Source organism: Rathayibacter sp. Leaf299, from assembly GCF_001423055.1.
Taxonomy (GTDB): domain Bacteria; phylum Actinomycetota; class Actinomycetes; order Actinomycetales; family Microbacteriaceae; genus Rathayibacter; species Rathayibacter caricis.
Genome location: NZ_LMNT01000001.1, coordinates 1,073,996 through 1,088,497, shown reverse-complemented (window position 1 = coordinate 1,088,497; position 14,502 = coordinate 1,073,996). Strand labels below are relative to the sequence as shown.

Here is a 14,502-nt window from a genome sequence, read left to right as displayed (position 1 = left end):
CCAGCTTAGGGCTCGGGCCGTCCGCCGCCCGCGGCTCGCCGGAGATCACGCCTTCACCGCGCCGGCGGCGAGATCGACCTTCCAGAACCGCTGCAGGACCAGGAAGATCGCGATCAGCGGGATGACCGAGAGCAGGGCTCCGGTGATCACCAGCGTGTAGAGCGAGGGCGCCGACGCACCCTGGTTCAGCAGGCCGTTCAGACCCACGGTGAGCGGGAACAGCTCGTCGTTGCCGAGCATGATGTACGGCAGCATGAAGTTGTTCCAGATCGCGACGAACTGGAACAGGAAGATCGTCACGAGTCCCGGGAGCAGCATCGGCGTCGCGATGCGGGTGAAGATGTACATCTCCCCCGCGCCCTCGGTCCGGGCCGCCTCGATCACGTCGGTCGGCACGGCCGCCGCGGCGTAGATCCGGGCCAGGTAGATGCCGTAGGGGCTGATGATCTGCGGGAGCAGCACGCCCCAGAAGGTGTTGGTCAGGCCCACGTTGGCGAGCAGGAAGTACTGCGGGATGGCGAGGATCACGCCCGGGACGAGCACGCCCATCAGCAGGACGTTGAAGACGACCTTCTTGCCCGGGAACTCGAACTTCGCGAGCACGTAGCCCGAGAGCGCCGAGATCCAGGTCGAGGCGATCGCGCCGAGCCCCGCGTAGAGCGCGGTGTTCAGCATCCAGCGCCAGAAGAGCCCGTCACGGTACGAGGTCAGCGCGACGATGTTGTCGACGAGGTGCGTGCTGGGGGCGAGGGTGAACGTCGAGAACAGCTCGCCGCCGTCCTTCGTGGACGCCATCAGCACCCAGAAGACGGGGAAGAGGCAGTAGACCGCGCCGACCAGGAGGATCCCGGTCGAGAGGATGCTCGGCCGCTCGCGACGGGCGAGGGGCGAGCGGGACGGGCGCCGCGAGGGAGCGGCGGTGCCGAGGCGGGGGGCGAGAGCGGTCATGGATCAGTCCTCCTGTCCGAAGGCTCGCTTCTGCACGACCCGGAGGAAGAGGAAGGAGACGATGAAGGTGGCCAGGGCGATCACGACGGAGGTCGCCGCGGCGGAGTAGATGTCGTCGCGGGTGAACGCGTCGCGGTAGACGAGCATGAGCGGTGACCAGCTCGTCGAGAGGCTGTTGGTCAGCGGGCGCAGGGTGGTCGGCTCGGCGAACACCTGGAGCGTCGCGACCATCGAGAACAGCGCGGTCATCACCAGGGCCGGCGCGAGGATCGGGATCTTGATGCGCAGGGCGATCTGCACCTCGCTGGCGCCGTCGATCCGGGCCGCCTCGTAGATGTCCGACGGCACCGCCTTGAGGGAGGTGTAGATGACGATCATGTTGAAGCCGACGCCGCCCCAGAGAGCGATGTTCGCGATGCCGAAGAGGACGGCGCCGGAGGAGAGCAGGCTCGGGGCGTCCCAGCCCAGCCGCTCGAACACGTAGTAGAAGGGGCTGACCGCGGGCAGGTAGAGGAAGCCCCAGAGCAGCGAGCTGATCACGGCGGGCACCGCGTAGGGCAGGAAGATCGAGATCCGCGAGAAGCCGACCGCGCGGGTGCGCTGCGAGTCGAGCAGCAGCGCGAACAGCAGCGCGAGGCCGAGCATGCACGGGATGAGGATGAGGCCGTAGAGCAGGACCCGGCCGACGCTCGCCCCGAACTCGGGGTCGGACAGGGCCGACACGTAGTTCTCGACGCCGGCGAAGACCTGCGTCTGGGCTCCGGACCCGAGGCCCAGGCCGGTGACCTGGCGCTTCTGGAAGCTGAGGAAGAGCGTGTAGACGATGGGCGCCGCCATGAACGCGACGAAGAGCACGATGCCGGGGGCGAGCATCGCGTAGGGGATGCCGACCCGCGAGCGCCAGCCGGAGCGGCCGGAGCGGCGGGCGGCGGGGCGGCTCGAGCGGTTCGACGAGACGGAGCCGTCCGGTGCTCGGGTGATCGTGGGAGCGGTCATCGCTGGTCCTCGTCCTGCTTGCTGGGGTGGTCTGCGCGTGCAGGAGGGATGCCGCTGCACGGGAGGGGACGGTGCGGAGGCGGGGCCGGGGGACCCCGCCTCCATCACCGTCAGTTCACGGAGAAGCCGCTGGAGACCAGGTCGTCCGTGGTGATCGACTGCATCTCGGCGACCGCGTCGACGAAGGCCTGGCGGGTCCTCGCGTCGGCGGCCTTGGCGAACTCGTCGTTGTAGGCGCTGAACGCGACGTTCACGTTCGGTCCGTAGGTGAAGCTCGACACGGAGCCCGCCGCCTCCGACGCGATGTCGTAGAAGTCGGCCTGCTGGCTGAAGAACTCGGGAGAGGTCGTCAGCGCGTCGGCGGCGGCCTCGGTCGCGGCCGGGTAGACGCCCGAGATGTCGGCCAGAGCGGCGACGGCCTCGGGGTCGCTGTTCAGCCAGGTGGCGAACTCGACGGCCGCCTCGACGTGGTCGGACTGGGTGGTGACGGCCGTGCTCGAGCCGCCCCAGTTGCCGTTCGAGGGTGCGGAGGCGTCCCACTGCGGGAGCGTCGCCGCGGTCCAGAGACCGGCGGTGTCGGGGGCGTTGCCGCCGAGGACGCCGGGCGCCCAGACCGAGCTGATCCAGCCGACCTGCGAGCCGTCGTTGAGTCCGGCGTTCCACTCGGGCGTGTACATCGGCTTGTTGTCGATGGCACCCTCCTCGACGAGTCCGCCCCAGTACTCGGCGACCTGCTCGGTCGGACCGGCGTCGATGTCGACGCCCCAGCTCTGGTCGTCGATGGACCACCAGGAGGCTCCGGCCTGCTGCGCGAGACCGGTGAACCAGCCCGCGTCGTTGGCCGAGAAGGTGCCGAGGTACTTCGTCGGGTCGGCCGCGTGGACGGCGCGCGCCACCTCGGCGTACTCGTCCCAGGTGGTCGGGACGGCGAGGCCGAGGCTGTCGAGGATGTCGGTGCGGTAGTAGGCCATCATCGGGCCCGAGTCCTGCGGGATCGCGTAGACCGCGTCACCGCCGAGGGTGACCGAGTTCCAGACGCCCTCGGAGTACTCGCCGGCCAGGTCGTCCGAGACGGAGCCGGAGATGTCGGCGAGCGCGTCGGAGGAGACCAGGGTCGGGATCTTCTGGTACTCGGCCTGGATGAGGTCGGGAGCGCCGCTACCGGCCTTGATCGCCGTGAGCAGCTTGGTGATGGCGGGGTCGCCGCCGTCCTGCTTGTTCACGGTGACCTGGATGTCCGGGTTCTGCTCGTTCCAGATGTCGACGACCTGCTCGAGGTTCGGCGCCCAGGCCCAGTAGTTGAGGTTCACGGTGCCGGACTCGCCGGCGTCTCCGGATGCGGTGCAGCCGGTGAGGGTCAGGGCGGCGGCGGCCGCGGTCGCGATGGCGGCCCTGCGGAGTGATGTGCGCATTCGTCCTCCTTGTCGAAGTGCTGTGTGGTGGTGGTGCACGGGCGCTCCGACGAGGGATGGACGACGGTGTACCTGTGAGCGGTTACAGTTACACACACGGGACCGAGGGCTGTCAACTCGACGGAATGCGCGGATCCAGGCGGCTCTCAGGCCGTCACTGCTTCCGGCTGCGCGGATATCCCGTGCTAGAACTGGGAGCGCACACAGTTCGAAGGAGATCTCCGCATGACCACCGACCTCAGCTCCCCCGTCGCCGACGCGGTCGCGGAGACCCCGCGCACCGCCGTCGTCGGCCGCCCCGGCCGGGCGCTGCTCGGCGGCCGCTCCGAGATCCGCTACGGCGGCGACTACAACCCCGAGCAGTGGCCGCGCGAGGTGTGGGACGAGGACATCGCCCTCATGCGCAGCGCCGGGGTGAACCTTGTCAGCATCGGCATCTTCTCGTGGGCGCTGCTCGAGCCGCGCGAGGGCGAGTACGACTTCTCGTTCCTCGACGAGCTGATCGCCCTGCTGCACGGCGCGGGCATCGACGTCGACCTCGCCACTCCGACCGCGGCTCCCCCCGCCTGGTTCTGGAGGAAGTACCCGGATTCGCGCCCCGTCACCCGCGAGGGCGTCACCCTCGGCTGGGGATCGCGCGGCATGGTGAGCCCGAGCTCACCCGAGTACCGCGCCGCCTGCGTCGCCCTGACGGAACGGCTCGCCGAGCGCTACGGCTCCCACCCCGCGGTCGTCCTCTGGCACGTCCACAACGAGTACGGCGCTCCGATCAGCGACGACTACTCCGACCACAGCGTCCGCGCGTTCCGCGCCTGGCTGCAGCGCCGCTACTCTTCCCTCGACGCGCTCAACAGCGCCTGGGGCACGCTCTTCTGGGGCCAGGTCTACGGCGAGTGGGACGAGATCGACGCACCGCGCGTGTCGGCGAGCGTGGTGAACCAGACGCAGCGCCTCGACTTCGCGCGCTTCACCTCGGACGCCCTGCTCGAGTGCTTCCGCGCCGAGCGCGACGCGATCAAGCGCTTCGCCCCCGATACGCCGGTGACCACCAACTTCATGGCGACCAACTGCCCGTCGGTCGACCTGTGGAAGTGGCGGGACGAGGTCGACCTCGTCGCCAACGACCACTACCTCGTGGCCGAGCGCTCCGACAACCACGTCCTCCTCGCCCTCGACGCCGACCTCACCCGATCCCTGGCCGGCGGTGCCCCGTGGATCCTGATGGAGCACTCCACCTCGGCCGTCAACTGGCAGCCGCGCAACATCGCCAAGCGGCCCGGTGAGCTGGCCCGCAACAGCATGAGCCACCTCGCCCGCGGCGCCGACGCGATCCTCTACTTCCAGTTCCGCGCCTCGCGCTACGGAGCCGAGAAGTTCCACTCGGCGATGCTGCCGCACGCCGGCGTCGGCAGCAGGATCTGGAAGGAGGTCGTGGCCCTGGGCGACGAGCTCGCCGGGCTCGCCGAGGTGCTCGGCTCCCGGGTGCACGCCCGCGCCGCGATCCTCTGGGACTGGGAGTCGTTCTGGGCCCAGGACCTCGAGTGGCGCCCGTCCGTCGAGCTCGAGCACCGCGAGCGCGTCATCGCGTACTACACCGAGCTCTGGCGCCGCGGGGTGAGCGTCGACTTCGCGCATCCGCACGCCGACCTCTCCTCCTACGACATCGTGCTCGCCCCCGCGCTCTACCTGGTCGACGCGACGTCGAAGGCGAACGTCGAGGACTACGTGCGACGGGGCGGCACCTTCCTGGCCTCCTACTTCTCGGGCGTGGTCGACGAGAACGACGCGGTGCACGCCGGTGGCGCCCCCGGCGCCTTCCGCGAGGTGCTCGGAGTGGCGGTGCCCGAGTTCCTGCCGCTGCACGCCGACGAGACCGTCGCGCTGAGCACCGGCGCCTCGGCGTCCGGCTGGGCCGAGGAGCTCGTGCTCGAGGGCGCGGACGCGGTGGCGGAGTACGTCGGCGGGCCGGCCGCGGGCGGACCGGCGGTCACACGCCACGGCTACGGAGAGGGCCGCTCCTGGTACGTCTCCACCCGCCTCTCGGGCGACGACCTCGGCTCGGTCGTCGAGGACGCCCTGCGCGATGCAGGCATCGAGGCCGACCTCTCCCCCGAGGGCCTCGAGACGGTGACCCGCGAGGGCGACGAGGCCGACTTCGCGTTCTTCCTGAACCACTCCGCCGACGACGTGCTCGTCGACGCGACGGGTGTGGAGCTGCTGACGGGAGCGGAGACGTCGGGGACCCTGACGGTGCCGGCGGGTGCGGTGCGGGTCGTGCGCCGGCCCCGCTGACGCGCGACGCTCACGGGGGCGCCCCTCGGACCTCGGTCCGGAGGGCGCCCTCGTGTCGTCCGGGGTGCGATCCGCCGTCCCCGGACCGACCCGAGGCGCACGCACCATCCGCAGGCATCCGCACCGTCCGCACCGTCTGCAGGTATCCGCACGATCTGCAGGCATCCGCACCGTCCGCAGGCCTGCAAACCATCTGCAGGCATCCGCACCGTCTGCAGGTATCCGCACCATCTGCAGGCACTGCGGGCCGGAAACTGCTTTCCGCCGCATCGACGAGGCACGCACGACGAGGATCCCCTGCAGATCGCACAAGCATCCCTCCGACCGTCGGATCGGAGGCGGACCCGCCGCCCCTCCCCAGGCACGCAGAAGGGGCCCGGTCCGAAGACCGAGCCCCTTCCGGTGTCACGACCGAGGTCGCGTCACGGTGTGGTCGTTACTCGAGCGAGCCGTCGACGGTCTCCTCGAACGAGGTGACGTTGCCTTCCGAGTACTTGTAGATCGACACGGAGGCCTCGCTCGGGTCGCCGTTCTCGTCGAACGAGATCGGGCCGGAGAGACCGTTGTAGTCGATGTCCTCGTCGTCGGCGAGCAGAGCCGCGCAGTCGGCGAAGGTGGTGCACTCCGTGCCGTCCTTCGAGACGCTCTCGAGGTTGTCGCGGAGGGTCGCGCCGTCCGTCGCTCCACCCTGCAGCGCCGCGAGGGCGAGCAGGACGGTGGCGTCGTAGGACTCGGGAGCGTAGCTGAACACCGTCAGCGGGTCGTTGCCCTGCTCCTCGACGAGGGCCTGGAGGTTCGACTGGAAGTCCTCCGACGCCTGCACGCCCGGGTTGGTGAACTGGGCGCCGGCGATGTCGACGTTGGTGTCGGCCTCGGTGATGACGCCGTAGTTGCCGTCCGTGCCGTAGAGCTTCGAGAAGTCGAAGCCCTTGGCCGCGAGCTGCTCCGCGATCGTCTTGATCTCGTCGAACGAGATCACGACGAGCGCGTCGGGGTTCGGGGCCAGCACCGTGGTCAGCGCCGAGTTGAAGTCCGTCGAGGCGGGCTCGAAGATCTCCTCCGCGGCGACGGTGGCTCCGCCGGCCTCGAGGGTCTCCTTGATGTTCTTCTCGAGACCGGTGCCGTACGCGTCGTTCATGTACAGGATCGAGACGTTGGTCTTGCCGTCGCCCAGGATCTTGTTGCCGAGGATGCGGCCCTGCAGCACGTCCGAGGGAGCGGTGCGCCAGTAGTAGCCGTCGTCCTCGTAGGTGGTGAAGTCGGGCGAGGTGTTGGCCGGCGAGATCTGCACGACGCCCGCCTGGGTCACCTGGTCGATGAAGGTCTTCGAGACACCGGACGACGCGGCGCCGATGATGGCGGACACGCCGTCGGCGATCAGCGCCGTGGCGGACTGCGTCGCGATGTCGGTCGACGTGTCGCCCGAGTCCTTCGGCTCCGCCTCGATCGTGATGCCCGCGGCGGCCTCGTTGATGTCGGCGACCGCGAGGTCGACACCGGCGAACTCGGGCGGGCCGAGGACGGCCAGCGTTCCCGTCTGCGGCAGGATCGCGCCGATCTTGAGGGAGAGGTCACCGGATGCGCCGCTGTCCGTGCCCGCGTCGGTCTCGCCGCCACCGGCGCAGCCGGCGAGGACGAGTGCGCTGGCGCCCAGGATGGCGACACCGCCGAGGGTTGCCCGGAGGGACCGTGCGCGAGCCGAACCGGCCTTCGCGTAAACGCCCATGTTGCTCCTTGAGAGTGATTGTCGTCAGAGCGGTGCCGGAGGCAACCGCTCGGCAAACGTAACCTTCGAGGGGGCCGTGAACAATACGGGGGTGTTACGAACGGATTTCGCGGCGCATCGGTTCGGTAACGCCGCCGTCGTCCGGTCCCCCGTCGTTCTCTGACGCATCGCCCGTCAGGAGCCACTGGACGGGCACCCCGGTCTTCACCGCCCACTCCTTGACCTGCAGCTTCGACGGCTTCGTTCGGTCGGACGTGTAGTTGCCGATGGTGTTCGGGGAGACGTCGAGCGCGGTCGCCATCTGCTCGCGGGTGGTCCCGGCGATGCGCATGGCCTTGGCGAGACGGTCACCGAGGGTGAAGGCAAGACGATCGTTGTGCGTCGAGGTAGCGATGCTCATGGGTTGAGTATGACACAACCTTTTTCATCTTCAAATTCTTTTTGCCCCGCCATTCCGGGCCAGAACACCCCATGTGTGGGACAACACCAACGTTGTGGTGTTGCTAAACGTTGTGACATCACCAATGCTTACCTCCCATGACAGCAAACGCGAAGCTCATCAGCTCCGCAGAAGCCGCCTCTGAACTGAACATCAGCCTCCCGACCCTCTCCCGCTGGGTGAAGGCGGGCAAGGTCCGAGCAGCAGTTGAGGGGAAAGGCATCCGCGGTCCCCGCTGGTTCTACCGATCCGAAATCGCCCGAGTGAAACAGACGCTGGAGCGGCGCTCAGCCGCCTAGCCGTCCGTCTCCACCACTCCCCCGCTGGACCTCGAGCCTGAGCGCTCGAAGCGTCCGCACTCCTCTCCCGTACTCAATGCGCCCTCCGGGGGGCGCTGATCGGCGCGCTCTGAAGCCGCCGGAAGGAACTGATCATGAGCACCACTGACAGCGACCGCAGGGCCGCCTCCGACTCCACGTTCACGCCGATGCCGTGGCAGGAGTGGTACGCCGCCGCCGAGGACACCGCCGGGCATCACCTGGACGGCGACGAGGTCACGGACGGCTACTCCGTCGAGGCGGCGTACGACGCCTGGCTGACCGGCTCGACGCCGACGGGCTACGTCCGCTCGCTCGAGGCGGAGGGTCGCGCTCCGATGAAGAACCGCGGGCCGATCGTCGTGCTCCTCGCGGCGGTGCTGATCCTGATCGTCATCAAGCTCGCCGTGCACACGGCGCTCGCGCTCGCCGGGCTCCCGCAGATCCCGCTCGTCGACGGGACGGTGGCGCTCGTTCTGTTCCTCCTCGCCGGCGCGGTGTTCGCGTGGATCGACGCGACCGCATGAGCGACGTGCAGGAGCGGGTCGTCGTCGAGACGATCGAGCACCTGGACTTCGATCTGCCGTGCTCCGTGGAGGACTGCGACGAGGCCGCCGACTTCTCAGTGCTCTGCCGGTTCTGCGACGACGTGTCGCTCGGCTGCGAAGCGCACGTGCGCCGGCTGATCGAGCTCAACACGATCACGGCCGGTGCGTTCCAGTGCCGCACATGCCTGCACGTCGAGAACGACCTGTGGGCGCTCGCGTGCATCCACCCCCTGAAGCGATGACCGCCCCGCTCGTCATCCGCGTCGACGGGAAGCCGATCCCCCAGGGCTCGAAACGCGTCTACAAGAACCGCGCCGTCGACGACAACGCGAAGACGCTGAAGCCCTGGCGCCGGACCGTGAAAGCCGCCGGCGTCGCGGCCATGGACGGCGCACCTCCCCTCGACGGCCCCCTGCAGGTGTCGATCAAGTTCCGCTTCGAGCGGCCGAAGACGGTCCGCCGAGCACACCCCACCGTCATCCCCGACCTCGACAAGCTCGTCCGCTCCGTCTTCGACGCGCTCACGGACGCCGAGGTCTGGGCCGATGACTCCCGAGTGGTCGACGTCCACGCGACGAAGGCCTACGCCCCTACTCCCGGCGCGCTCATCCGCGTCGGGATCTACGAAGGAGACCCCTCGTGAACAGCGAGAACGTCAGAACCCAGGACGGCGAGTTCGTGCAGCTCGCCGCCGACAAGGCCCGTTCCGTCCGGGCAGAGAACGCGGCCGACACCTACCTCGACCTCCCGCCGAAGTACAACGCGACTTCGGAGGTCACCGAGCGCGACGCGTTCACGACCGGCTGGGACGCAGCCGCGCAGAGCGTCCTCGCGGAAGTCGGCGCGCTGCTCGCCCCCGAGGCGTTCCTCACGTCGGCCGGTGTCTCGTCCGTCGTGCGCCATCAGCTCGAGGGCATCGCCCGCCGCTTCGAGGTCGAGCTGTGACCGGGCGGCTGGTCGAGGACCTCGACGAGCGCGCCTACCACGCGGACCCCGCGCTGTCCTCGACCGGTGCGAAGCAGCTACTGAAGGCCGCGCGCGTCTTCGACTGGGTGCGTGAGCACCCCCGCGCGGATACGAAGGCGTTCGACATCGGCTCCGCGGCTCACGCCCGGATCCTCGGCGCCGGCGCGCACTACGCGGTCATCCCGCCAGAGCTCCTCGGCGCGAACGGGGCGGCGTCCACGAAGGACGCGAAGGAGTGGATGGCGCAGACGCGCGCTGCTGGGCTGACGCCGGTGAAGGCCGCGGAGGCCGCGCAGGTCGAGGCGATGACCGAGGCGGTCCTCGCTCACGATGAGGCGCGCAGCATCCTCGAGTCGCCCGGGAAGTCGGAGCTGTCGGCGTTCGCGGTGGAGCCCGTCACGGGCGTCGATCTGCGTGCCCGGTTCGACCGGCTCCCCGACGACCGGACGGCGATCGTGGATGTGAAGACCACCGACGACGCCTCCCGCGACGGCTTCCAGCGCACGGCCGCGAAGTACGGCTACTTCCTGTCCGAGGCGTTCTACGGCCTCGTGCTCTCCCTCATCGAGGGGAACGCGCCGCGGATGTCCTTCGTCGTCGTCGAGAAGGAGCCGCCGTACCTCGTCGCGGTGCACTCCCTCGCGGACGAGTTCGTGGAGATCGGGGAGGCGTACGTGCGCCGGGCGATCGCACGGTTCGCGGCGTGCACGGAGGCCGGCGAGTGGCCGGGCCTCCCCAAGGCAGATCCGATCATGCCGCCGATGTGGCTGATCAACGAGTACATGGAATCGAGAGTCGCATGAACCGCACACTCCGCCGCCCGACTGGCAAGCCCTCCTGGCCGATCGCGCTGATTGCGGGCCGGGAGAAGTCGGGCAAGTCCTACCAGTCCGCGCTCGCGTCGGCGTCCGACCTGATCAACGACACCTACTGGGTGTCGATCGGAGAGAAGGACCCGGACGAGTACGGCGCGATCCCCGGCGCCCGGTTCGCGATCGCACCGCACGACGGGACCGTGGCCGACATCGAGGCGACGATCCAGTGGCTGCGCACGTCGGCGCCGAAGTCGAAGGACAAGCCGAACCTCCTCGTCATCGACTCCGCGACCCTCCTGTGGGACCAGCTGTCCCGCGAGGCCAGCAACGCGGCCGAGAAGCGCGGATCCCGCGACCGGAACGGCGAGCTCATCGTCGGCACCGACCTGTGGAACAAGGCGAACTTCCAGTGGAAGCGGCTCCTGTCCGAGGTGAAGGCGTGGGACGGCCCGGTCATCATCACGGCCCGTCTCGAGACGACGACGGTCATGTCGGACGCTGGCCGCCCGACGACGGCGAAGACCGAGAAGGTCAAGTCGCAGAAGGCGCTCCCGTACGACGTCGACCTGATCGTGGAGATGCCTGCCCGCGGGCAGGCCGAGCTCGTCGGGGCCCGGTCCGTCATCTACCAGCTGCCCGAGCGCACCGCGCTCCCCGGCGACTGGACCATGGACTGGCTGTGGCGCTCCCTGGGGCTCGCGAAGGTGAAGACCGCCCCAGCGACTCACTCGGAGACTGCGGACGCGGCAGACGAAAGCACACCGGCTCCGGTGGCGTCATGAGTAAGGGCGTCAGTCCGACGGTGCGGGCGAGGGTCCGCAGCCGGGACGCGGACTGCTGCCAGTGGTGCGGCCGTCAGGTCGACGTCGAGTACGAGCACTACTCGCTCCAGCACCGTCGCGCTCGCCAGTCGGGCGGCACGCGCCGGCCGGAGGCGAACGCCGAGGGGAACCTCGTGTTCGTCTGCGGCAGCGCGACCACCGGCTGCCACCAGCACATCGAGTCGCACAGCGAAGAAGCGCAGGCGCGCGGCTTCGACCTGTTCTTCGCCTGCCCGACCCCGTCGGATGTCCCGATCCAGGTCGAGGACCCGACCGTGGGGCGTGTGTGGGTACGGCTGATCGACGGGTCCGAGGGGAAGGCGTTCGTGCCGGAGCGGGAAGCGGTCGCCGTGATGGTGGCCGCCGGATACATCAGAGAGGAGATGGCGTCATGAAGATCTACTACGAAGACGACGCGGTCACGCTCTACCACGGAGACGCGTTCGAGTATCTGGCAGGTCTCGAGCCGCGCTCGTTCGACGCGGTGATCACGGATCCCCCGTTCGACGACCGCACGCACGCGATGGCGCGATCGAACAACTCGAAGGTGCCCGCCGGAGGGCGAGCGCTGTCGGGCTCGAAGGGGGCCTTCGTGTCGTTCACGCACGAGGTCCACGAGCAGCTGTTCGTGGACCTCGGACAGATCACTCGTGGGTGGGTGGTGAGCAGCCTGGCGACGTCGACGGCGTTCCAGTTCGAGCTCGAGCCGCCGCAGGGACTGCGGTGCCTCCGAGTGGGCGTCTGGGTGAAGACGAACCCGATGCCGATCATGTCAGCGGACCGTCCTGCTCTCGGCTGGGAGCCGATCGTCTGCCTGCACCGCGACGACCAGAAGCCCGCCTGGAATGGCGGGGGCAAGACGATCAACTACGTCGGGCCCACGTCTCAGGGCAGTGGCCACCCCACTCAGAAGCCGATCGCCATGATCCGTCAGTGGGTCCGGTCGTTCACCAAGCCTGGCGACGTGATCCTCGACCCGTTCGCAGGGTCAGGCACGACGCTCCGTGCCGCCGCCGACGAGGGAAGACGCGCTGTTGGGGTGGAGTCGGACGAGCGCTACTGCGAGCTCGCCGCACTTCGCCTCGGCCAGCAGGCCTTCGACCTCGGAGGTGATGCCGCGTGAGCGTCAAGGTCAGCAGCTGGGTGTGGCACGACCACGGCGGCGTGCAGCTGAATGCGACCGAGCTGCTCGTGCTCATCGCGCTCGCGGACGTCGCGGACGACAACGGCCGCTGCGTCTACTACTCGTCGGAGGCGGAGAACTCGCAGGCCGCGTGGTCGGAGAAGTGCTGCGTCTCGGTGCGGACGTTCATCCGCACGGTCCGGTCGCTCATCGATTCCGAGCTCGTCAGCGTGACCCGTCAGGAGAGGACGGGGACGAACGACTACCGGGTCCTCGTGCCGTGGGCGGAGGAGACGCGAAGTGCCAATCTGTCACCTCGCGAAGTGACATCCGCGACCGAAAAGACGTCGGATCTGTCACCTCGCTCCTCTCTTACACGTAGAGACGTATCTAAGGCTCCCTCGAAGGGCTCGAGGATGACCTCTGACTGGTCGCCGTCGACTGAGGACCTCGACTTCCTCCTCACCGACGGGCCGTCTTTGGACGTCACTGTCGAGGTCGCGTCCTTCAGGGACTACTGGCTCGCGGTCCCCGGCCAGAAGGGCATCAAGCTCGACTGGTCCGCGACGTGGAGGAACCACGTCCGACGTCAGCACCGGTGGAACGTCGAGCGCGGCTGGCAGCCCGCCACGACCGCGCCCGCGAAGAACTGGGCGCTGCTGTGAGCGCCGCAGAGCGTGAGCTGCTCGGCGCCGTGCTGACCGATTCCCGCCTCTACCCGCTGTCGCGGGACGAGGTCGACGGTGACGATTTCGAGGACCCGCGCCTCGGCCTCATCTGGGATGGCGTCGGCCGGATCCTCGACTCGGGCGGCGAGGTGTCGAAGGTGTCGGTCATCGACCACCTGCGCGAGTGGGAGGTGCGTGGGCTCGGCTTTGAGGACATCTTCGAGCTCCCGTCGGGCACGGTCTTCGCGGGGAACGCCGGCAGGCACGCGCGAGTCGTGAGGACGAACGCGATCCGTCGCCGCTCCATCGACGCCGTCACCCGTGCCCGGGCCGACCTGAACGACCCGGGCGCGGATCCGGAGACGACGATCACGAAGCTTCGCAGCGAGCTCGAGGTGTCCGCGACGACCCGCGACCGGTTCCTTCCGTTGTCGCTGCGGGAGGTCATGGCGACGAAGGTCGAGCACGAGTGGGTCGTGCCGGGGCTGCTCGAGAAGCACGAGCGGCTGATGGTGACGGCCGCGGAGGGCGTCGGGAAGACGACCCTCATGCGGCAGATGCTGATCCTTCCGGCGGCGGGGCTGCACCCGTTCACGCTCGACAAGATCCCGCCGGTGCGGGCGCTGGCGATCGATGCGGAGAACACGCAGACGCAGTGGGCTCGGACGGCGAAGCGGATCGTGCGATTCGCGGCCGAGCAGGGGCAGCGGGATCCGCAGGACGCGCTGACGGTGATCACGCCGGGCCGGTTCGACGTGTCGGAGCCGCGGACGATCGGCGCCATCCACCGGCTGCTCGACCGGCTGAAGCCGGACCTGCTGTTCATCGGCCCGCTCTACCGGATCGCGAAGGGCGTGACGAAGGAGGAGGACGCGGCAGGTGTCCTCGCGGCACTGGACGAGTTCCGCGACCGGGGCGTGGCGATGCTCATCGAAGCTCACGCGGGGCACGGCCTGAACGACGAGAAGCAGCGGGACATGCGGCCTCGCGGGTCGTCGGCGGTCATGGGCTGGCCGGAGTTCGGGCTCGGCGTCATCGCGGACAAGGCCCTGCCGAAGTACTACGTCAAGCCGTGGAGAGGCGGTCGCGAGCGTCGCGACTGGCCGACAGAGATGTGGAGGGGCAACGCCGACAAGGCGGAGTTCCCGTTCGTGGTCAGAGGAGGACCCCAGTGATCGAACGACAGAAGACCGAGACCGTCGCGCAGACGTGGGCGGTCGCCCCGGAGTTGGTGCGGCTCGAGCTGAACGTGCGGGTCGTGGACCTCGCGCCGGCGGAGGCCCGCCAGTTGGCGCAGGAGCTGCTCGACGCGGCCGACCAGTCGGAGGAGCCGCCTCCCGCCGCACCTGTGCAGCTGCACCCGGTCGCGTACGACGACCTCCCCCTGACCGCCATCGCCTACGACGAAGGAGCTTGACCATGACCGGGGGC

18 protein-coding genes are annotated in these 14,502 nt (G+C 69.0%); 13 read left to right on the top strand and 5 right to left on the bottom strand.

The genetic code is table 11. From position 1 onward, the window contains the following. Window positions 1-45: 45 nt before the first annotated feature. From ASF48_RS05150 to ASF48_RS05140, 3 genes are all read right to left on the bottom strand, one after another. Window positions 46-948: a carbohydrate ABC transporter permease gene (locus tag ASF48_RS05150; protein WP_055787423.1), complete on the bottom strand. Its 903-nt coding sequence runs from the start codon at window positions 946-948 to the stop codon at window positions 46-48. A 3-nt stretch (window positions 949-951) separates the two neighbouring features. Then, window positions 952-1,944, bottom strand: a complete 993-nt coding sequence (locus ASF48_RS05145) for a carbohydrate ABC transporter permease (protein WP_055787420.1) — start codon at window positions 1,942-1,944, stop codon at window positions 952-954. A gap of 110 nt (window positions 1,945-2,054) precedes the next feature. Next, entirely contained in the window at window positions 2,055-3,356 is a 1,302-nt protein-coding gene (locus ASF48_RS05140) for an ABC transporter substrate-binding protein (protein WP_055787417.1), read from the bottom strand. Between the two features lie 225 nt (window positions 3,357-3,581). On the opposite strand from ASF48_RS05140, the gene ASF48_RS05135 reads away from it, so the two are divergent. Continuing rightward, window positions 3,582-5,648: a beta-galactosidase gene (locus ASF48_RS05135; RefSeq protein ID WP_082480990.1), complete on the top strand. Its 2,067-nt coding sequence runs from the start codon at window positions 3,582-3,584 to the stop codon at window positions 5,646-5,648. Window positions 5,649-6,084: 436 nt separating this feature from the next. Here the strand turns inward: ASF48_RS05135 and ASF48_RS05130 are convergent, their stop codons facing one another. Together ASF48_RS05130 and ASF48_RS05125 are read right to left on the bottom strand one after the other, a co-directional pair. Then, window positions 6,085-7,374 (bottom strand): ABC transporter substrate-binding protein, encoded by a 1,290-nt coding sequence (locus ASF48_RS05130; protein WP_055787414.1) that lies wholly within the window; start codon window positions 7,372-7,374, stop codon window positions 6,085-6,087. A gap of 94 nt (window positions 7,375-7,468) precedes the next feature. Next, complete coding sequence (locus ASF48_RS05125; protein WP_055787411.1) at window positions 7,469-7,774, bottom strand: helix-turn-helix domain-containing protein; 306 nt, start codon at window positions 7,772-7,774, stop codon at window positions 7,469-7,471. A gap of 137 nt (window positions 7,775-7,911) precedes the next feature. Here ASF48_RS05125 and ASF48_RS20090 point away from each other — a divergent pair, with 137 nt between their 5' ends. From ASF48_RS20090 to ASF48_RS05070, 12 genes are all read left to right on the top strand, one after another. Continuing rightward, window positions 7,912-8,112: a helix-turn-helix domain-containing protein gene (locus ASF48_RS20090; protein WP_157603058.1), complete on the top strand. Its 201-nt coding sequence runs from the start codon at window positions 7,912-7,914 to the stop codon at window positions 8,110-8,112. Window positions 8,113-8,246: 134 nt separating this feature from the next. Beyond that, a complete protein-coding gene (locus tag ASF48_RS05120; RefSeq protein WP_055787408.1) occupies window positions 8,247-8,657 on the top strand; it encodes a hypothetical protein in 411 nt (136 codons plus the stop codon). Continuing rightward, window positions 8,654-8,920, top strand: coding sequence for a hypothetical protein (locus tag ASF48_RS05115; protein ID WP_055787405.1), 267 nt, complete (start codon window positions 8,654-8,656; stop codon window positions 8,918-8,920). The genes ASF48_RS05120 and ASF48_RS05115 overlap by 4 nt, the downstream gene beginning before the upstream one ends. Then, window positions 8,917-9,321, top strand: a complete 405-nt coding sequence (locus tag ASF48_RS05110) for a RusA family crossover junction endodeoxyribonuclease (RefSeq protein ID WP_055787402.1) — start codon at window positions 8,917-8,919, stop codon at window positions 9,319-9,321. The genes ASF48_RS05115 and ASF48_RS05110 overlap by 4 nt, the downstream gene beginning before the upstream one ends. Then, window positions 9,318-9,623 carry a hypothetical protein gene (locus tag ASF48_RS19625; protein ID WP_055787400.1) on the top strand — a complete coding sequence of 102 codons (306 nt, stop codon included), beginning with the start codon at window positions 9,318-9,320 and terminating at the stop codon, window positions 9,621-9,623. The genes ASF48_RS05110 and ASF48_RS19625 overlap by 4 nt, the downstream gene beginning before the upstream one ends. Beyond that, complete coding sequence (locus ASF48_RS05100; protein WP_055787397.1) at window positions 9,620-10,447, top strand: PD-(D/E)XK nuclease-like domain-containing protein; 828 nt, start codon at window positions 9,620-9,622, stop codon at window positions 10,445-10,447. The genes ASF48_RS19625 and ASF48_RS05100 overlap by 4 nt, the downstream gene beginning before the upstream one ends. After that, complete coding sequence (locus ASF48_RS05095) at window positions 10,444-11,241, top strand: AAA family ATPase (protein WP_055787393.1); 798 nt, start codon at window positions 10,444-10,446, stop codon at window positions 11,239-11,241. The genes ASF48_RS05100 and ASF48_RS05095 overlap by 4 nt, the downstream gene beginning before the upstream one ends. Then, window positions 11,238-11,675: an HNH endonuclease gene (locus ASF48_RS05090; RefSeq protein ID WP_055787390.1), complete on the top strand. Its 438-nt coding sequence runs from the start codon at window positions 11,238-11,240 to the stop codon at window positions 11,673-11,675. The genes ASF48_RS05095 and ASF48_RS05090 overlap by 4 nt, the downstream gene beginning before the upstream one ends. Beyond that, window positions 11,672-12,403: a DNA-methyltransferase gene (locus ASF48_RS05085; protein WP_055787387.1), complete on the top strand. Its 732-nt coding sequence runs from the start codon at window positions 11,672-11,674 to the stop codon at window positions 12,401-12,403. Before ASF48_RS05090 ends, ASF48_RS05085 begins: the two co-directional genes overlap by 4 nt. After that, on the top strand, window positions 12,400-13,068 hold the full coding sequence (locus tag ASF48_RS05080; protein WP_055787385.1) for a helix-turn-helix domain-containing protein: 669 nt from the start codon (window positions 12,400-12,402) through the stop codon (window positions 13,066-13,068). Before ASF48_RS05085 ends, ASF48_RS05080 begins: the two co-directional genes overlap by 4 nt. After that, entirely contained in the window at window positions 13,065-14,246 is a 1,182-nt protein-coding gene (locus tag ASF48_RS05075) for an AAA family ATPase (protein ID WP_055787383.1), read from the top strand. The genes ASF48_RS05080 and ASF48_RS05075 overlap by 4 nt, the downstream gene beginning before the upstream one ends. Continuing rightward, window positions 14,243-14,488, top strand: coding sequence for a hypothetical protein (locus tag ASF48_RS05070; protein ID WP_055787379.1), 246 nt, complete (start codon window positions 14,243-14,245; stop codon window positions 14,486-14,488). Before ASF48_RS05075 ends, ASF48_RS05070 begins: the two co-directional genes overlap by 4 nt. Window positions 14,489-14,502 lie beyond the last annotated feature (14 nt).